This is a genomic window from Deltaproteobacteria bacterium PRO3, assembly GCA_030263375.1.
In the GTDB taxonomy this organism is placed as follows: Bacteria; UBA10199; UBA10199; order DSSB01; family DSSB01; genus DSSB01.
The window spans coordinates 1-20072 of sequence record SZOV01000062.1 but is presented as its reverse complement, the minus strand read 5'-3'; the positions used below and the strand labels follow the sequence as shown (position 1 = coordinate 20072).

Genomic DNA, 20072 nt, shown 5'->3' with positions numbered 1-20072 from the left:
GGTAGTGCCGGAGGAAGCTCCCGTCCGCGTACTGCTGCAAGGTCACGGTGGTGCCGCCCAGCTTACGCGTCTGCCGGTTGTGGACCATGCTTTTCTTCTTGTCGAAGAAGATCTCCTCCGTGAAGCCCGGCCATTCGAATCTCCACAGGCTGGCCCCGTTGGGATAGGCGACGGTCGTGATGGGAACGCCCATCACCGAGCTCTGCGTCGTGGTCCCGGCCTCCGCGGGCAGGCCCGCGTCGGGCAGGGCGCCCAGCCGCCTCCCGGTGGGGGCCTTCTTCCCGCTTAAGTATTTCTTCTTGCCGTTGAGCGAGCCGCCTAAGTCCGTCTCCTCGACCGTCAGGCCCATCGCCTCCGCCCCGCTGGCGCGCGAGGCCCGGGCCCGGAGGTCCACCCGGGCGAGGACCTCGCCCTTGGCGTCCTGCAAAGTCAGAGGGCCTTGGGCGGGCCAGGTCAGGCGGCGGCCCTCGTCCAAGAAGATTTGCGACCCCTGGCCGGAGGCGCGGAGGTCGCCGGGGGCGGCCGGTGCCGCATTCGAGGATTTATCCTTGGCGGCCGGCTCCGCGGGAGGGAAGAGCAGGAAGGCGAGGGCTAGGGGAAGAAAAATTTTTTTCAAGGGCAGGATCCTTTCAGGCTCCGGTGTTGGGTCCACCGCCCGCTAGGGGCATTCGATGGAAAAATCCGCAAACTTCGACTCGGCCTCGGACCATTCTTCCTCCACCGCCTGGACCCGGGCGGCGGGAGGCCCCACTCGGCAGAGACGCAGCAACTCCCGCAAAGGTTCTGCCGGGCCTTGGGCGAGCAGTTCGACGGATCCGTCCGGGAGGTTGCGGACCCAGCCGCTCAGCCCCAGGGAACGGGCGGTCTGTTGGGTCCAGGCGCGGTAAAAGACGCCCTGGACCCGACCCCGAATGACGGCGCGGACTTGCATGGTTCGGACTCCTAAAAAATTTAACAGGTGTCCGGAAAAATTTCCAGGACGGCGAGTTTTAAGCGCTTTACGGGATCGGGAGCCAGGGCTTACACTTAGCCGGTGAAGATCCTCGCCATCGATCCCGGGAAGAAGCGCATCGGCCTCGCCGCCAGCGACGCCCTCCACCTCACCACCCGCCTCTTGCCCGTCCTCGAGGTCTCGGGGTTGGGCGAGTCGCTGCGCGAGCTGGCCAAGCTGATCGCGGCGGAGGAATTCCAAAAAGTGGTGATCGGGCTCCCGCTCAACATGGACGGGACGGAAGGCGAGCCCGCCCGGGCCGCCAAGGCGATGGCCGAGCGGCTGCGCCAGGAGCTGGCCGCGAAGCAAATCGCCTGCGAGGTCGAGCTCTGGGACGAGCGGCTGACCAGCTTCGAGGCCGAGCAGCGCACCCGCCAACAGGGCGTCGCCAAGGCCAAGGCGAAGGCCTTCCTCGATTCGGTCGCGGCCGAGGTCCTGCTCGAGGACTACCTGGCCTCCCATCCCCAAGAAAGCGAATGAGGTTTTGCGATGAAGGGCGGAACGATTCTCAAATTCCTGCTGGTCCTCTTGTTGATCGCGGCGGGGCTTTATCTCTACGTCTCGATCCAGCTGGGTCCCTATGGCAAGGGCGGGACGGTCTACATCCCGAAGGGGGCCTCGGTCCAACAGACGGCGGAGCTCTTGCAGAAAGGCGGGATCGTCCGCAGCGCCTGGGCCTTCCGCGGCCTGGCCCGCTGGCGGGGGGTGCAGGCGAAGCTCAAGCCCGGCGAGTACCAGTTCGAGGCGGGGGTGACGAGCCGCGAGGTCTTGGACAAGATCGTCCGCGGCGACCGCGTCATCCGGCGCCTGGTCGTGCCCGAAGGCAGCAGTTTCACCCAGATCGCCGCCCTGATCGAGAAGGCCGGGATCGCGCCCCAGGCCGAGACGAGGAAGTTCTTCCGCGACCCCGCCCTGCTCGCCGGCCTTGGCTTTCCGGCGGTCAGCCTGGAGGGCTACCTATTCCCCGCGGCCTACGAGTACGACCGCGAGACCACCGCCGAGGGCCTGCTGCGCCAGATGCTGAAGAAGTTTCAAGACTCGATCCGCGGCCCGGTCGCGGAGCGCGCCCGGCAGAGCGGCTGGACGATCCCCCAGGTCGTCACCTTGGCCTCGATCATCGAGAAGGAGACGGGACTGGCCTCCGAGCGCCCGCTGATCAGCTCGGTTTTCCACAATCGCCTGCGCATCGGGATGCCGCTGCAGACCGATCCGACCGTGATCTACGGCCTGCCCAACTTCGACGGCAACCTCCGCAAGGACGACCTGCGCAACCCGCACGCCTACAACACCTACGTCCATGTGGGCCTGCCGCCCGGGCCCATCGCCTCGCCCGGCCTGGCCAGCCTCGAGGCGGCGCTGAGCCCCGCCGCCAGCAACTACCTCTTCTTCGTCGCGAAGGGGGACGGCTCTCACTTCTTCTCGGCCACCTTGGACGAGCACAATGCCGCGGTCGCCCGCTATCAGCTGGGCCGGGCGCCGTCGCCGGCGGCCCCCGGTCCCGAGACGCGGCCCGCGCCGCCCGCCGCCCCGATCGCGCCGAGTCCGGTGATGAAGCCCGTCCCCATGCCCCGCGCGCCGCTGCCGGCGCCGACTCCCGCGCCGACCCGCCCCTTGATGAAGCCGGTCCCGGTGCCCCGCTAAGTGGAAGGCGGCGGCCAAAAAAAAGTCCGCGCGGCGTGGCGGCCGGCGGACTTTTCAAACACTTTATAAAGAATTCTTACTTGTTGAAGAGGCCCTTCAGCGAGCTGACCAGCTGCTCGGCCTCGCGCTGCACCCACTTGGGGGGCAGGGCATTGGCGCTGCGGCCGGGCTTCTCGTCCTCGGAGCCGATAATGACCGAGGCGGGCGAGGCCTGGGCCTCAGGGAACTCGGTAGGGAGATGCTGCGCCGCGGCGCCCATCAGGCTTAAGTATTCGTCATAGCGAATCAGGATCTTCGTCGGCCGGCCGTGGCGGGTGACCACCACTTTGGCCTCGTCCTCCTTGAGCACCTCGGCGAAATTCGCACGCGCCTCGGTGACGTTGAAGATCTTGAGTCGTCCCAGTCTTTCATCGTGGATCTCGAACATGGCACCAACCTCCCGGAATACGTCCTTTTAAAGAGACAGAAGAAGCGTTGTCAAAGGCTTTCTGGACGGAATCCAGTACATCTAGAAAGCCATGAAATTTCAATGACCTTTAAGGTCGCCCCCTGAGGCCTTTGTCACACAGCCCAGCCCGGCCAAGGGGAAAATTCGATTTTCTATGGACGAGGGATTTGTCGTGTGCGTCACCAAAAAGGTGCGAAAATTTTTTTTCCGTATTTCATTTCCGAGGCATTCCCGCTAGGCGAGGAGATCGGGGGCCGAACGGGTAGGTATCGGAGGAGTCCTTGGAGCCCGAGATTTGTCCCCGCCTTCGCGCGGCATATTCCTTCTTTTCTGTAACCCCGAGGCCCTACGCCGCGTCCCATGCGGCAATGCCGGAGATCCACCCCATTCTTTCACGACTTCCGCACGGGCCCCTTGCCCTGCGCCGCGAACTCGAGGCCTTGGCGGTCGAGGGCGACGCGGAGCTGCGCGCCGAGGGCCTGCTGGCCCTAGCCCGGCGGGAAGAGGCGGCGGGGCGCCTGGAGGCGGCGGCGGAGTTGTACGCGGTGGTGGCGCAGGAAGCCGACGCTGTAGGGGCCCTTCGCGAAGGGCCCCTACGGACCCGCGCACAAGAGGGCCTGGATGCGATCTTGGGCCGCGGCGCCTTTGGTCCCCGCGCGGAGTTTCTCTTAAGAAATCTCGCCCAGCAATCCAGCGACCCAGCGATGCTCTTTGCCATGGGGACGGCGGGGGCGGTGTTTCGGATGACGCGCCTGGCGATGCTATCGCGCTTGGCCGCGACGCAGCATCCGGGGATTTTGACGCAGATCCTAGGCGCGGGGCGCCTGGCTTCTTTAACCGGCTTCGCGCTGGAGGCCCCGGCCTTCACCCTGGCGGGGCGCTTGGGAAATGAAGTCCTGGGGAGAAGGCAGGATTGGAGTGGGGCGGCCTTAGGGAGGGACTTTGCCTCGAGCTACCTGGTCTTGGGGGGATTGAAGTTGGCGGGCTGGACGAGCGGCGCGGCGTATCGTAGATATGCCAACCCCGTAGGGGCCGTTCGCGAAGGGCCCCTACAGACGCTATTTCAGCAGGGCGGGATGTTGACGGGCATCCTGCTCGGTCACTCCTTGGAAGAACACTTTGGCCTGCGCCGCCCCCAAGACGGCGCAACGACGCTGACGGACTCGCTGGCGATGCTCTTGCAATTCCACGTCGCCGGCCGTCTGACCCGCCAGGCCTTCGGGACCCGCTTCGCCGCCTGGGAGCGCGGCCTCGACCTCCAAAGCGAGGCCCTGGCCCGCCCGAGGCCTCGAGGCCCCCTCGCGCCCCTCCTGGCGCCACTGCGGGGGGCCGGCCCTCGCCTGGCAATCGCCGCCGGGGCCCCCGGCGAAGGCCGTTTTCCCACCGTTTTACAAATGAGCGCCGACCGTCCCGGCGGCAAGGGCGAGGATTCGCTGCGCACCTTGCCCTTCATCAACCCCGAAGGCCTGGGGATCTCGCCCTTGGAGATTCGGCATCCCATGCAATTGGGGAGACGGATCCTCGACCGGCGCCTGAAATTCGAAGAGCAGCTGCAAAGGGGGGACATCGTCTTCCAGATCCTGTCGCGGACCTTCGACGTCGAGCCCTATCTCCCCTCCTTGCTGCGGCATTTGAACCGGATGGTGCAGAGCCACGGCAATGCCATTCCCATCGGCCGCAAGGTGATCCTCAACCTGAGCGGGGAGGGGGGCGAGACGGCCTCGCGGATCCTGCTATTGCGCGGGGTACGCGGCTTCGAGCGCCTCTCCGAGCCGGCGCGTCAGGAGGCCCCGGCGTCGCCCCCCCGGCGACCCTCGGCCTACGCCCCGACCCTTTTGGCCATCCCGATCGAGTCGGTGGCGGCCCCCGCCGCGCCGCCCAAGCCCCCGCGTCCCCTCCCTTGGATCACGCAGGCGCCGGAAGAGATCCCCGGCCTCCTGCGCCGCCTGGCCGAAGGCCTGGCGCCCGGCCGCAAACCCCCGGCGCTGATCGTGGAGGATTTGGTCTGGAGCGACGCCGAGCTCAATCAGCTCACCCGCGGCATGGGCCGGGAATTCCCCGCTGAGCTCAACTTCGAGATCATCCTTCCCGCCACGGAGACGACCGTGCAGGGCATCGTCCTGGGAGAAAACCTGCATTGGCTCAACCAATTCCGCGTCAACCTGGAGTGGAAGCGCCTCGAGGGCCGGGCCGCGAAGGACCCCTTGGTCGTGGACAGCGTCGAGCAGCTCTACCAGCAGGTCTACTACTTCGGCCGGCTCGAGCCGGCGGCGGCGCCCGCGGAACGGACCCTGCGCCTGGCCGTCCCGCCGCCGGAGGGCCCGCTTCCGGAATTCGTGCGGCGGGCCTTGAACAAATACCGCGTGCCGGGCGCAAGGCTCCGACTGGAATTTGAGGGCGGAGAGGAACCGATGCACTTTTTCGGCCAGGAAGGCGCCTGGGCCTACGCCGCCGAATCGCGGCCCCGGGCCCCCGCCGCCGCCCTGGAGGCGCCCCCTTCCGCCGCGACGGCGGCGGCCGAGCGCCTGCCCGACTATCGCATCGCGCGCTGGCGCGGCGACTTGACGGAATTCCTTCAGGGACTGCGCGCCGAGGGCGAGGGTCCCCAACTCCACGAATTCCTGCTCGAGCTTCCCCTGCCCTTGCAGGCGAGCGACCTGAACCTGCTCCAGCAGAAGGCCCAGGCCCTGCCCGAGGGGCACCGCGTCCGGCTCCACGACCTGCCCGGCCGCCGCGTCTACACCCTGCTTCGCCGGTCGGAGGGGGTGGCGGTGGAGGAGCAGCCCTGGGACACCGTCCTGGCCTGGCGCGCCCAGGGAGAAAATCCGCGCTACGCCTTGGAGGCGGGCAACGTGATCGACCTGCTCCGCCAATTGTCCCTCTTGGAGGCAACGGCCGCCGGGGAAGGCGCCTCGCTCCGCGTCCTGATGCAGGGACCTTGGCTGCCCCAAGCCCACGGAACCCTGCTCTGGGAGAGCCTCTCGCGCCGCCTGGAGTTTCCTTACCGCGAGGTGGAACTGCATTATTTTCGAGCCCTTTCCGGCGAGGGACACAACTGGGCCCGGCAGGTCTACCGCAGGGATCCCCTCGGGCAGTGGCAGGTGCGGGAGGAAGAATGAGAAGGGAGGCAACTTTTGGCCCGGCGCGGCGAAGAGAATTTATCATCCCAATTAGGAACGTCGGGGGCGGGCTTAAGGCTCGCCTCCAAGGAGAGTTCGAGTGAGCTTTGGTATCCGGGTGGGGGCACCGAGGGCGAGTCGTCCCGCGCCCATTTCCGAAGGAATTTTTGACGCGCGTGGGGCCCGCCGTTGGGGCGAGCCGGTCGCGGCGGAGCTGCGCGCCTTAGCCCGCGAGGGCGACGCGGAGCTGCGCGCGGAGGGCCTCCTGGGCCTGGCCCGGCGGGAGGAGGCGGCGGGGCGGGTGGAAGTGGCGGCGGAGTTGTACGCGGAGATCGTGGGGGCGAACCTGGGGCCCCACTCGAGCCGCGAGGATGAAGCGAGTGGGGGGGTCGCCCCCGGGCTGGGACGGGGAGGGCGAACCCCCACCTCTCTCGGACCGATGGCGTTCGGTGGGGCCCCAGGTTCGCCCCTACAACGGCGTGCGCAAGAACATCTCAATGCGATCCTAGGCCGCGGCGCCTTTGGTCCCCACGCGGAATTTCTCTTAAGAAATCTCGCCCAGCAATCCAGCGACCCGGCGATGCTCTTTGCGATGGGGACAGCGGGGGCGGTGTTTCGCATGACGCGGCTGGCGACCTTGTCGCGGCTGGCTTCAACGCCCAATCCGAGGATCTTGACGCAGATCTTAGGCGCAGGACGCATGGCCTCTTTGACCGGTTTCGCCTTGGAGGCCCCGGCCTTCACCCTGGCGGGGCGTCTGGGCAGCGAGGCCTTGGGAAGACGGCAGGATTGGAGCGGGGCTGCGTTAGGCAGGGACTTTGCCTCGAGCTATTTGGTCTTGGGAGGGTTGAAGTTGGCGGGCTGGGCGAGTGGCGCGGCGTATCGTAGATATGCCAGCCCCGTAGGGGCCGTTCGCGAAGGGCCCCTACAGACGCTGTTTCAGCAGACAGGGATGTTGGGCGGGATCCTGCTCGGTCACGCGCTGGAAGAACAGCTCGGCCTGCGCCCGCACCGCGACGGTGCGACGACGCTGACGGATTCCCTCGCGATGCTCTTGCAATTTAACGTCGCCGGTCGCCTGACCCGCCAAGCTTTTGGGACGCGCTTTGCCGCCTGGGAGCGCGGCCTCGACCTCCAAAGCGAGGCCCTGGCCCGTGCGCCGCGTCCCTCTTTTCCTCGGCCGGTCTGGGAGGCCCTCGAGCCTTCCCTTGTTCCGGCCGGAACCGGTCTTCCCCGGACCTCGGGTCGCCGTAGCCTCTGGGCGCCGCAGGTCCTGATGATGGCGGGCAACGCCGGCGAGGGCGGCAACGGTCGCCCCGGCTCCGATCGTCCCGGCCATGACGCCCCCGCGCCGGAACCCCGAAGGCGCGACGATCCGGATACCACGATGTCCTTCTCCACCGCCGCCAACCGGCCCAAGGCCATGACCGCCACCGAGGAGCTGGAGTTGCCGGGCCGCGATCCGCTCGAGGTCGAGTCCGCGGTGCAGCTGATCCGCCGCATCCAGGATCCCGAACTGAATTTCCGCGAGACCCTGCGCGAGCACGACATGGAGTTCCACCTGAAGGCCCCTGCAGGGACGGAGCTCCCAACGGCCCGCATCGAGCGGGTGATCCCGGGCCTGATCCAGTATCTCAACGCACTCGCCATCGGCCAGTCCATCCCCGCCGGGCGCAGGATCGTCATCGTCCAACAAGGCGAGGGGCTCGGTTGGCGGCGCTTCAGCCTGATCAAGGGGGCCGAGGGTTTCGAGTGCCACCCGCCCTTGCCTGCGAGCTCTGACACCGCCGATAACGCCCCCCGCGCCCCGACCGCGGAGGCCGCCGAGATCCGCCCCGAGGCCCCGGCCTCTGAGGCGAAACCGCCTTCCGATCCCCCGCAATCCGGAAGCCGTCCGGCGGAGCGGACCGCGGAGTCGGAACCCCTGAGATTCAACGCCGAGGAAGAGGAGGTGCGGGCCATCCCGCTGCGCGGGCAAAGCCCGGATTCCCTCCCGCGGCTCCTAGCCCTCGCGGCGCGCCAGGCCCAACGGCGCGGGATAACGGCTCAGGTACTCCTCGAAGGCGGCGAGCTGCGCCTGGAAGACTTGGCAAGTGTGGTCCCCGAAGGCCTCGCGGAGCTCCCGGAGGGCAGCGCCTTCCGGCTTTGGGTGACCGAATCCCGACGCAGCTTCCGCGCCAGGCTGGAAGAGGGGCGGCTGCGCTGGGAGGAGGCGGAGGACAAGGCCTGGGATCATTCGGCGATCTTCTCGACGGCGACGGTCCGTTCGGTGGCCGAGGCCTACCAGGTCCTGCTGGCCTATGCCCGGGCCGAGGGGGCCCCCACCGGCGGGGACCTGGTCTTGCGCTTCCGGGGCTCCGCCCCTTCCCCCGACGCCCTCGCGGAGTTTCTCGCCGGCACCCTCGACCGCTTTCCCCCGACGGGCCGCGAGCGCCTGCAGGTGGAATTCAGCGACGAAACACCCCCCTTGCTCTTCCGGCGTGGCGAAAAGGGCCGCTGGGAACGGGAATAATAAAAAATCCCGTGATTTAAGGTATCATATAAGCAACTTTCCCCCCTAACGCCCGAAAACCCCTCACTTCTATCTTTCTATATAAAAATCAATCACTTCCACCTGTTCCGGGAGGTAAGATGACTCGAGGCTTGGGGGGCCATGGCGGCTACCCGTCTTTTCTGTCCGCGCGCACAAATTCCTTTCGCTTCTCGACGAGGTCGGACAACGGGGATTCCCCCGGGGAAGGCCGCCCCTTTTCGGGGGCCTCGGTCGTGGCCCGCCTCCTGGAGGGCACCGAGCAGCCCGGGGCCTTGAGCCGCGCCCTCGAGTCCCACGCCGATCTGCGCGGGGCCCTCGCCACCCTGCCCGCGGCGGAGCGGCAGGCCCTCGAGCGCCGCTTCGGTCCCGCAGGCGTCTCCGAACTCCTGGCCCTGGCCGGCGAGTCCGACGCCCGCCTGTTTTTCGAATCCCTGCTCCAATTCGGCGCCCGGCAGGAGGCCGACAACCGCCTCGACCTCGCCACCGCCATTTACGGACTGGTCCAGGCCCAGGCGGAAGGGCCCCTCGGCCAACGCGCCGGGCAAAGGCTCGACGCGGTCCTGGGTCGCGGCGCCGGCGGCGCCCGGACCGAATTCTTGCTGCGGCGCCTGGCCCACGAGGCCAGCGAGCCGACCGCCCTCTTCGCGATGGGCATGGCCGGCACCGCCTTCCGTTTGACGCGCCTCGCGACGCTCTCGCGCCTGGCCGCCACCCCCGCCGGAAATTTTTTGACGCGCGGCTTCGGCGCCCGCGCCGTGGCCTCCCTCACCGGCTTCGCCGTCGAGGCCACGGTCTTCCCCCTGGCCGGCCGCGCGGCCAACGAGGCCTTGGGCCGTTCTCAGGACTGGAGCGCTCAGGCCCTGCGTCGCGACATCGCCTCCAGCTTTTTAGTCTTGGGCGGCCTGAAGTTGAGCGGCTGGGCGGCGGGCGCCGCCTTCAACCGGCTCCACGGCATCAACCCCTTGACGGGCCAGGCCCAGCGCCTGACCGGCTTCGCCGGCCTCAGCCAGCGCCTCATCCCCCAGGCGGGGATGCTGGGCGGGATCCTGCTCGGCCACGGCCTGGAAGAGCGCCTCGGCCTGCGCGAGCACGTCGACGGGGCGACGACGATGGTCGACTCGCTCGCCATGCTGCTGCAATTCAACGTCGCGGGACGGCTCACCCATCACGCCTTCGGCAGCCGCTTCCACGCCTGGGAGCAGGGTCTCGACCGTCAGACCGAGCTCTTGGCCCGGCAGAACGTCGGGACTACCTCCGGCCGCGGCTCGCGCCTGGCCGACCTGATCCGCCTGACGGGCCCGAGACCTGAACTGGTCACGCCCGAAGGGGTCCGGATGAGCGTCTTGGGAGAGGAGGGGCCTGGGCGACTCTTCGAGCCGCAGTCCCAGATGACGGCGACGGGCGAGGGCAACGGTGGTCGACGCCTTCCTCCCTCCGAACCCCCGCGGGGCAGTGGCCCGGGCGGCGGCGATGGCGGCGGACGCCGCGTGCCCCCGGATCGGCTCGCCGAGGCGCGGCGCCAGCTCGACATCTTCCGCGAACACCGCGACGTCGACGCGCCGGACTCGATCACCGCCTTCGCCGGCGCCCTGCGCTTCCTGCGGGAGAACCCCGAGGCGGGGCGCGAGGCCCTGATCGGCCGCAGCGATCTCTCCCCCGCGCACTTAGACGAGATCTTTCGGGCCGTCGCTCCGCGGGACCACCGCGTTCTAACCAACCCGAACCTCCGGCGCGTCCTGATCCCCAACCGCGGCGAGATCGCCCTGCGCCTGGCGCGCGGCCTGCGCGCGGAGGGCTTGACCCCCGTGGTCCTGGTCGCCCAAACTGAGGCCAACGCCGTCTGGGCGGCCGACATCGCCCGGATGGGCGGCGAGGTCCGCGTCATCGCCGGCGCCACGCCCGCCGAGGCCTACCAAAATGCCTATTTGAACATCCCCCGCATCCTGCGCGAGGCGCGGGAGGCCGGCGTCGAGGCGGTGCACCCCGGCTACGGCTACCGCTCGGAGAGCCCCGAGTTCGCCCGCGCCCTGGAAGAGGCGGGCATCGTCCTGATGGGGCCCTCCGTGCGCTCGATGGAACGGGCCGGCGACAAGGACATCGCCAAGCAGGCCTTTATCGAGGCGGGCGTCCCCGTGGTCCCCGGCACCCGCCGCGGCTACCTGGAGGTCGAGGGCCTGATCGCGGAGCTGCGCGAGCTCGGCATGATCCGCGGCGAGGAATTGGCCTTCCCGATCCGGCTGAAGGCGGTGGCGGGCGGCGGCGGGCGGGGCCAGCGCACGGTACGCGGCCTGCAGGAGCTGCGCGACATCTTCCCGCGCCTCTCGGCCGAGGCCCTGGCCGGCTTCGGCAACGGCTCGATCATGGCCGAGCGCTTCATCGAGCGCTTCCACCACGTCGAGTTCCAGGTCATGGCCGACCGTTTCGGCAACGTCATCCACCTGGGCGAGCGCGAGTGCACCCTCCAGGAGCGCAACCAGAAATTGATCGAGATCCACCCGGCGGCGATCTTCGAGCGCTTCCCCGGCCTGCGCGAGCGCATGGCCGAGGCTTCGCTCAACGCGGCCCGGGCGATGAACTACACCGGGCACGGGACGGTCGAGTTCATGGTCGACCCCGTGACCGGCGACTTCTTCGCGATGGAGGTCAACGCCCGCATCCAGGTTGAGCACCGGGTCAGCGAGGCGGTCACCGGCTTCGACCTGATCCGCGAGGCGGTGCGCGTGGCGCGCGGCCTCCCGCTCTCGGTGGGCCAGGAGCAAGTCCAGACCCGCGGCGCCGCGGTCGAGGTCCGCATCAAGGCGGTGGATCCGAGCCGCCGCGACCGCGACGGCAACGCCTCCCCGGCCCCGGGCCTGGTCGAGGAGTTCACCGTCATGGGCAGCTCGGACTTCGAGGCCCTGGCCCGCGAGGGCATCTTCGTCGAGACCAGCGTGCGCGCCGGCGACCGAGTCTCGCCCAACGCCGACCCGATGATCGCCAAGATCATCGTGACCGCCGAAAGCCGCCGGGCGGCGATCGAGCGTGCGGCCGAGGTCCTCGCCCGCACCAACCTGCGCGGCAGCCAGGGCTTCGCCAGTGACTTAAGCCGCCAGCTCAGCCTGCTGCGTACCCGCGCCGCGCAGGAGGCCACCTACGACAACCGCTTCGTCGACGAGTGGACCCGGCTGGGCGGCGAGAATTTTTCCGTCCTACCGAACCGCGAGTCCGTTCTTTCGACCGGCAGCGGTCCCGCGACGCACTTCGAGGTCGGCGGGAATGAGCCCGTTTCGCGGGAGCTCGCCGACCGGCAGTCCGCGGCCTTTCAGCGCTTGTTGAACGCCGGGGAATCCCCCGCGGAATCTCCCTTAAACGGGCCGGTGGCGGAGCTGCTGCGGCAAGACCCCGCCCTGCGCGCCGAGTTGACTTCGGAAGGCGGCCGCCGCGGCCTCTGGGCCCAGAGTGAGGCCTCGGGCGAGCTGCGCCAGGTGGCGCTCTTCGACAATCACCGGCCGCGCCGCATCCTGTTCGGCCGCCGGGCACTGATGCCCACCGGTAACGGGTCGCAGGGCTACGGCGAGCAGCCGATCGTCTACGACATCCGCTTCAACGCGGAAGGGAGCGGCGTGGAGCGCGTCGATCTCTACCATCGCCGCGAATCTGGCTTGGGCCTGCTGCTCAGCGTGAGGCCGGGAGATCCCTATTACCGGGCCGTGACCGAGGGGAACCACTACCGCCTCTTCGCCCAGGAGCGGGCCACCACACCGGCCACGGTCGACCTGCGCCTGATCCCCGCGGGCGCGCACCGCGGGGTCGAGATCCGCGACCGGGCGGGCAACATCCTGGTCTCGCTCGCCCCCGAACGGGTCATGGAGTCCCCGGCCCAGCGGCTCTTGAGCCTCTTCGAGTTCACCGGCGACTCCGTGCCGGCCCATATCCGCCAGCGCTCCGAGGCGCAGATCCGCGAGCTGATGGCCGGCATGGCGCGGACGGCGCCGGGCAGCCGGGGCCGCGAGGAGTTTTTGGAGGCCTTGGGCAGCACGCCGGTCTCGCTGGTCCGCCGCCTGCTCGCGCTGGCCGGGGAGAACCGCAGCCCCGAGGAGCGGCAGCTGATCGACGAGGCCATCGCCCGTCGCGAGATCTCGGGCTTCTGGCAGCGTCACCGCTTCGAGTCCTACCGCCCCTTGGACGAGTACACCTCGCTGGTCCGCTTCACCGAGACCGCGGCGGACGGGACGAGCTTCCCCCGCCTGATGATCCGCGTGCACGGCGAGACCGGATTGCCGATGGAGGCCCTGGTCCCGAGGGTCCTGGAGCAGCTCGACCAGGCCCGTCGCGAGCACCCCGAGGCCCGCGATCACGTGATCCAGATCGTCGACCGGAATTTCAACCCGTCGCGCCTGCCGGAGATCCAGGAGGCCTTGAACTTGGCCGCCGGCGTGCGGACGATGCTGCGCGGCGCCTCGGGCGAGGGCGACATCGGCCTGAAGCGCCTGACCCTCGTTGTCGACCGTCCCGGCGAGTACCCGGATTACTTCACCTTCCGCCGCGCCGAGAACGGCGAGGGGCGGCGCACCGGTCGCTGGGAAGAGGACACGCGCTACCGCAACTTGCATCCGATGCTGGCGCATTTCCTCGAACTTCGCCGCTTGGACAACTTCGACCTCGAGCGCGACCTGGCCCACTCCGACCGCTTCACCCACGTCTACTTCGGTCGCAACCGCGCCACCGAGACCCTCGAGGCGGGCGCAGACCAGCGCCTCTTCGGCCTGGGCATCGTGCCGGAGGCCGAGGTGCAGCGGAACTACGCCGGGGAGCTGACCGAGATCCCGCGCGTCGAGCAGGAATTTTTAGCCGTGGTTCGCGCCATGCACCAGTCCCTGGAGGCCCGCAGCGGCCGCCGGCCGAACTGGAACCGCATGTTCCTCAACGTGCAGCCCATCCTGGCCGTCAGCGACGCCGAGGTCGCGGCCTACGCCGAGCGTCTCGCCGTCCGCCACCAAGACCAGCTGCGGGGCCTCGGCCTCGAGAAGGTCGTGGTCAAGGCGCGGCTGCGCGACCCCAACGCCCCGGAGGGCCTGCGCACCATCCTGGTTCGCATCACCAACCCGACCGGCTTCCGCTTCGAGCCGATGATCCACAACGTGGTCCGCGCCCGGGTGGCGGAGACCGACGGCTCCGTGGCCCTGCGCGAGGTCCTGGTCCGCAACGGCACTTATGAGAATTGGCGCCGGGCCGTCACCGCCGGCGACGCGGGCTACGTGATCCCCGCCGGCGAGTGGGCCCCCGCCGACATCCCGATCCGCGCGGCCACTCCCGCGGAGATCCGCGAGCAGCAGGCCCGTTCCCGCGGCGCGGTCTGGGCCTACCGCATCCCCGAATTGATGACCGAGATCGCCGAGCGCTTCCGCGTGCGGAACGGCCTGGGCCAGCCGCGCCTCCCCGGCAGCGAGCGCCCGGAGGCGCCCTACGCCTCGAACTTCGTCGAGCTGGACCTCGACCCGGCCAGCGTCCGCACCGACCCGCGCACCGGCATGATCGACTACAACCAAGGGCGGCTGACTCCGGCGGTGGATGCCGAAGGACTCCCGCGCCCCGCGGGGCAAAACCAGGCCGGGGTGGTGATCGGTCTCCAGACCGACCACCTGGGCATCGGTATGCCGGCGACCCGGGTGGTCATCCTGGGCGATTTGACGCATGCCAGCCGCGGCTCGCTCTCGGCGAACGAATGCGCGCGGATCAACGCGGCGATCCGCTACGCCGCCGAGCGCGGCATCCCGGTGGACTGGTTCACCGCCAGCTCCGGCGCCGAGATCCACGAGCGGCGCGGCGTCGAGGGCCTCGACGCCACGGCCTCCACCGTCCGCGAAATCGTGCAGAACGCCCACAGCCTGGGCGTGCCGATCAACATCGTGGTCGACGACGTCAACATCGGGGCCCAGTCCTACTGGAACTCCCTGGCCGCCATCATCCACGACACCGGCGGTGTCCTGATCATGACGCCGCGGGGCAGCATGGCCCTGACCGGGCCGGACGCCTGGACCGCGGCGATGCGACGCGAGACCCACAGCGAGGACCTGCCCGGCGAGGCGAGGCGCTATTACCCGCAGGGCCTGCAAAGCCTGGCGGGCTACGAGCAGATCCACGGCCCGAACGGCGAGGCCATGGCCTTCGCGCCCAACCTGGCCGCCGCGACCGAGATGTTGCTGCGGCATCACTACTATTCTTACGCCCGGCGCGGCGATATCGTCTCGCACCGCATCTTCGGGCATGAGGATCTCTTCGAGCGCGACATCACGGTCGAGCCCGCGGCCAACGGCCGCAGCGTCGGCGACGAGATCGGACGCATCCTCACCGGCCAACTGGGAAACCGCGAGGCCATCCTCGAGGCCCTGCGCGACCGCGGTTCCCCCGAGTCCCTGCGCTGGTGGACCGACGCCCAGGGCATCCGCCACCAGCCCGGCGGCGGCGGCTTGATGCCGCAGCGCTTCGGCAGCCTGATCCAGGAGATGCAGATCGGGGGCCGGCCCACGATGGTGATCTTTCCGCCGGTGGGTCCGCTCACCCCCGCGGATTCCGAGATCATCGGCCGGGCCCTGTTCAAGGCCAACGGCCGGATGCCCGTCCTGATCATCGGCAGCCTGACGGGCTTCAACGGCGACCCGCGCTCCATGGAAAACCGCCAGCTCTTCGGCGGCGCCACCATCGCCGAGGCCATCGTCCGCCACCGCGGCCCGATCACGGTGGTCGACATGGGCTACATCGTCGGCGGGACCTTCGTGGTGGTCAGCAAACAGCTCAACCCTCACCTGCGCCTACTTGCCTTGGAGGGCTCGCACGCCCAGGTGATCGGCGGGACCTCGGCCGCCAAGGTCGTGTTCCGTTCGCGGATCCGCCGCAACGCCGACCGCGACCCCCGCGTGGTCGCCGCCCGCGAGGCCGTGGAGCGCGCCTCCGCGGCCGATCGGCCCGCCCGCGAGGCCGACCTCCTTCGCGTCCGCCGCGCGGTGATCTCGGAACTGGAGCAGCGGGAAGGGGCCGCCTTCGACCAAGTGCACAGCGTCCAGCGCGCCCAATCCGTCGGCGCGGTCGACGAGGTCGTCGCCCCGGCCCAACTGCGCGAGGCGATCATCCGCCACCAGCGCGAGGCCTTGGATCAATACCGCCGCGACGCCGAGCGGGAAGCATTGGCGGAGCGGGAGGCCGGAGGCCGCCAACTGGTCCAGCTCCCCGAAGGCCAGGCGGTGGAGGCCTTGGTCCGCAGCTTGACCCAGGTCTACGGCGAGACCGCGGCCCGCGAGATGGCCCTGAGTTGGAGCGAGGGCTTGAGGCTCTTCGCCGAGGGACGTTCCGGACCCGAAGGCGGCGGTTCGCCGGGGGGCGGGGAGGGGAGCGGCGGCGCCGCGCCCCCCTGAAGGGCCGCCGGGTCCCGCGCCGCGGAAGCGGGCGCCGGGATTGACGCGCCGATCGGGCGATCCAGCGGGGGCTTGGCGGAGGGCACGTCCAGCGGATACATCGCCGCACAGGAGTTTTTTTTAAGGATGCCGCGCGAGGTCCGCACCCTGGTGATCGGCAACATGGTCCTGGGCGGCCTCCAGACGGGAAAGGTGCAAGAGGCCTTGCTCGGCGAAGGACTGGCGCGGGCGCTGCGGGCCTCCAACGAGATCGCCGAGGATTCGGCCCTCAGCGGCCAGTGGGACGCCTTCCGGCGCTACCACCGGATCGGCGATTGGATCCGGCGCAGCATGGACGAGGCCCTCGAGGAGCGGGTCTTTCGGCAGGTTTTGAAAAATTACGAAGATCCCCTGGCGGAGCAGTCCTTCGAAGCGGTCTCAGAAGCCCTGGAGGAATTGCCCGCCTCCATCGTCCTGGGATTCAACGACCGCCTCCCGGAGATCCTGGAGGCCCAGCCTCGGATGCCCAGCCCGCGGGGCGAGCTCTTCGCGGCCGGACAATTCCTGGCCGCCGGCATCCGGCAGCTTTATCTGCCGACGGTCGCCTTCGGCACCGAGCGAGGCCTGTTTCGACCCGAGGACTTCGGCCTGGAGGCCACGGAACTGCGCGGTTTTCAAACCAGCGCGATCGACCCGGGCAAGGATTTGATTTTAGTCGACGCCGAGCATCTGGCAACCCTGCGGCTCTTCGAGGGCGTGGTCGACCACGTCCGAAGCGATTGGGGCCGCGCGCACCCCTTGGTGCGGGGTTATGCCCAGGCGCTCGGGCGTTGGGCATGGTTGGATGAGACGGGGGCAAATCGTCTGCGACCGGCGGCGGAGGAAGTCGAGCAATACCTCCGCGAGCCGCGTCATTGATTCAGGAGGAAAGAGACATGACGATCCTTGATTTGCACCTGGGTAGCGAGGGACGCGGGCTTGGCCTGGGCCGGCCGACGCGCGGGGCGGCGGTCTTCGAGGGCGAGGCGACCTTAAACGAGATCTTCGGCGGCGATCTGGGGCGCGCCTCGCGGGAGCTGCGCCTAAGCGCCGCGCAGCGCGACGAGCTTGCGGCCTTGGGGCGGGAGCGGGACTCCGCATTGTTTTGGGAAGGGCTGCTGGGCTTCGCCCAAAGGCAGGAAGCGGCGGGGCATTTGGAGCTGGCCGTGCATGTTTATACGGCGCTCGTAGGGGCCGTTCGCGAACGGCCCCTACAGGCGCGCGCCCAAGCCAGACTCGACGCCGTCACCGGCCGCGGCGCCGGCGGTGCCCGCGCCGAATTCCTGCTGCGGCGCCTGGCCCACGAGGCCAGCGAGCCGACCGCCCTCTTTGCCATGGGCGCGGCCGGCGCCGCCTTCCGTTTGACGCGCCTCGCGACGCTCTCGCGCCTGGCCGCCACCCCCGCCGGAAATTTTTTGACGCGCGGCTTCGGCGCCCGCGCCGCGGCTTCCTTGACGGGATTCGCCGTCGAAGCCACGGTGTTTCCCTTCGCGGGTCGCCTCGCCAACGAAGCCCTCGGCCGTTCGCAGGACTGGAGCGCCCAGGCCCTACGCCGCGACATCGCCTCGAGCTTCATCGTCTTGGGCGGGCTCAAGCTGAGCGGTTGGGCGGCGGGCGCCGCCTTCCAACGCGTCCACGGCATCAACCCCTTGACCGGCCAGGCCCAAAGGCTGACCGGCTTAACCGGCCTCAGCCAGCGCCTCGTCCCGCAGGCCGGCATGTTGGGCGGCATCGTGCTCGGCCATCACGTCGAGGAGCGCCTGGGCCTGCGCGAGCACGTCGACGGGGCGACGACGATGGTCGATTCGCTGGCCATGCTGTTGCAGTTCAACGTCGCCGGTCGCCTGACCCAGCACGCCTTCGGCGAGCGCTTCCACGCCTGGGAACGCCGCCTGGACCAGCAGACCGAGATCCTCGCCCGCGGCAATCACGGGACCCGCCCGCTGGGCGGCGAGCGCCTCGGCGCCTTGAGAAATTTTTTGACCACCTTCGGCCCTAGGCCGGCCTTGGCCGCCGTGGGCGGCCCGCGGGCCCCCGAAGGCCCCGCCGGCACCCGTGCCTCCGACGTCTTGTCGCGGCCGCAGATCCTGATGATGGAGGCCCGGGAGGGCGAGGGTGGCGGTGCCGTCGCGGCTCCGCGCCGCGTCGACCCCAAAGAATCCCTCGCGGTCCTGCCGATGGGGGCCCTGACCCCGCACGGCAACGAGCGCACCACCCATCAACGCGCGGTGGGCGAGGCCGAATGGCTGGCCGAGGTTGGCGTGATGAACGGCCACCTCGAGTACCGCGGCGACGGCGTCTTCGCGGACAAGCAGACGGGCGAGGTCTTGAATTTGACGCAGATCGAGGCGCGTTACGGCGAGACGATCCGCCGCGGCAGCGGCTTCCGCGAGCTGCACAGCACCCTGCCGGTCGAGACCCCCTGGGGCGGCCAGATCCCGTCGGGCCTGCGCGGCGAGGACGGCAAGGTCGAGGCCCGGCTCCTCGAGGTCATGGGACTCACCCCCAGCCGCATCAAGCAATTGAGCTTCAACCTGAGCACGACGCTGATCACCAAGGCGGACCAGTTCGCCCTACAGGGGCTCTACGCGACCTTCCGCTCGGCGGTGCGCTGGGGCGCGCGCTTAGACGAGATCGTTGGCCGCAACCCCGAGGCCTTAGGGATCAGCACCGCGCCGGGCTTGGGGGGTATGAACCACCTCGTGCACCTCTTCCTCGCCGCAGCCAGCCGCAAGTCGCCGGATTCGACCCGGACCAACCCGGTCACCATGCCTATGTGGCTGCCCAGCACCTTGGCGGACTCGATGCAGGGCGTCCTGGTCGCGGTCTTGGGTCCCAAGTACGAGAACACCAGCATCGGTCCCAATCCCGTCGACGTTGGGGCCTGTGCGACCGGCTACAAGGCCTTCGCCCAGGCGGCGGACATGTTCCGCCCGCAATGGCCGGGGGCAGGCGCGGTGGAGCTGGCCCTGTTCGGCTCCTCCGAGGCCCCGCACGGGCACCCGCACGCCCGGCCCTCGGCGACCGGTTTCAACGCGATGGGCGCGATGGAGACGCTGGAGCGCTTGGGCAAGCGTCTCGGCCTCACGCCCGCGGAATTCAACCGGGCCCTGGAGCACCTCGAGCGCCACTACGCTCCGATGACCGAGGACGTCGTCGGATTCTGGCCCTCCGAGGGCGCCGGCGCGGGCGGTCTGATCCGGGTCCACCGCGGCTTCGAGCTGGGCCTGCCGCTCTCCTCCGGGGTCGCGGGCTACGCGGTGCGCGGCGACCAGGGCGGCAAGAAGAACCCCGCCGACATCGGCTACGGCGGCCGCAGCGCCCTGCGCACGGCCCTGCGCATGGCCGAACAATGGCAAGGAATGGATCCGGCCCACCTGGATTATTTCAGCGGCCACCTGACCGGCACGCCGACCAACAACGCGGCCGAGGCGGCCCTCTTCGCCGAGGTCCTGCCCGCCGAGGCGCGGATGCGGCTGACCGCCTACAAGGCCTTCCTGGGCCACGGCCTCGGCGCCGCCGGCACGATGGAGATGGCGCTGCTGCATGCCTCGATCGAGCGGCAGCTCGGCCCCGGCGCCTTCAACGTCGAAGGCCGGACCTTGGCGCAGGCCTTCCAAGACCTGCACCCCCGCGTCCAGGTCAGCCCCGACCTGGTGCGCGAGATCCGGATGGCGGGCGGCCAGTCCCAGGGCTTTGCCGGCAACAACGCCGCGGCCCTGTTCCGCCGCATCGACGATCAGGTCCTGCACGAGACCTACGGCTACTCGATGCCCGAGATCACGGCCTACCGCAGCCGGCTCTCCGAGCGCGAGGCGGTGGCGCGGGCTTGGGAAGAGGACATCCTGACCGGGCGCAAGACGATCGGCGAGTTTCTCTCCTGGTTCGGCCTGGGCGAGCGTCCGGCGGAGCCGCCGACCACGGTGGTGCT

General features: G+C 69.3%; 10 protein-coding genes. 7 read left to right on the top strand and 3 right to left on the bottom strand.

Annotated elements, in window-relative coordinates; all coding sequences use genetic code 11:
* Together FBR05_10350 and FBR05_10345 are read right to left on the bottom strand one after the other, a co-directional pair.
* Positions 1 to 616, bottom strand: a 616-nt coding sequence (locus FBR05_10350) for a hypothetical protein (protein ID MDL1872597.1), incomplete at its 3' end; no start/stop codon positions are given.
* 42 nt (positions 617 to 658) lie between these two features.
* On the bottom strand, positions 659 to 931 hold the full coding sequence (locus tag FBR05_10345; protein ID MDL1872596.1) for an acylphosphatase: 273 nt from the start codon (positions 929 to 931) through the stop codon (positions 659 to 661).
* Between the two features lie 102 nt (positions 932 to 1033).
* Here FBR05_10345 and ruvX point away from each other — a divergent pair, with 102 nt between their 5' ends.
* Both ruvX and mltG read left to right on the top strand, forming a co-directional pair.
* Positions 1034 to 1471, top strand: a complete 438-nt coding sequence (gene ruvX, locus FBR05_10340) for a Holliday junction resolvase RuvX (GenBank protein MDL1872595.1) — start codon at positions 1034 to 1036, stop codon at positions 1469 to 1471.
* A gap of 9 nt (positions 1472 to 1480) precedes the next feature.
* Positions 1481 to 2632: an endolytic transglycosylase MltG gene (gene mltG, locus FBR05_10335; protein MDL1872594.1), complete on the top strand. Its 1152-nt coding sequence runs from the start codon at positions 1481 to 1483 to the stop codon at positions 2630 to 2632.
* 76 nt (positions 2633 to 2708) lie between these two features.
* Here the strand turns inward: mltG and FBR05_10330 are convergent, their stop codons facing one another.
* Complete coding sequence (locus FBR05_10330) at positions 2709 to 3059, bottom strand: type II toxin-antitoxin system Phd/YefM family antitoxin (GenBank protein ID MDL1872593.1); 351 nt, start codon at positions 3057 to 3059, stop codon at positions 2709 to 2711.
* Positions 3060 to 3448: 389 nt separating this feature from the next.
* Here FBR05_10330 and FBR05_10325 point away from each other — a divergent pair, with 389 nt between their 5' ends.
* The 5 genes from FBR05_10325 to FBR05_10305 all read left to right on the top strand — a co-directional run.
* On the top strand, positions 3449 to 6199 hold the full coding sequence (locus FBR05_10325) for a hypothetical protein (protein ID MDL1872592.1): 2751 nt from the start codon (positions 3449 to 3451) through the stop codon (positions 6197 to 6199).
* Between the two features lie 100 nt (positions 6200 to 6299).
* Positions 6300 to 8711 carry a hypothetical protein gene (locus FBR05_10320; protein MDL1872591.1) on the top strand — a complete coding sequence of 804 codons (2412 nt, stop codon included), beginning with the start codon at positions 6300 to 6302 and terminating at the stop codon, positions 8709 to 8711.
* A gap of 119 nt (positions 8712 to 8830) precedes the next feature.
* Positions 8831 to 16123, top strand: a complete 7293-nt coding sequence (locus FBR05_10315; protein ID MDL1872590.1) for a hypothetical protein — start codon at positions 8831 to 8833, stop codon at positions 16121 to 16123.
* A 126-nt stretch (positions 16124 to 16249) separates the two neighbouring features.
* On the top strand, positions 16250 to 17020 hold the full coding sequence (locus FBR05_10310) for a hypothetical protein (protein ID MDL1872589.1): 771 nt from the start codon (positions 16250 to 16252) through the stop codon (positions 17018 to 17020).
* Between the two features lie 17 nt (positions 17021 to 17037).
* Positions 17038 to 20072 (top strand): hypothetical protein (locus FBR05_10305; GenBank protein ID MDL1872588.1); only part of this gene is annotated, 3035 nt, incomplete at its 3' end.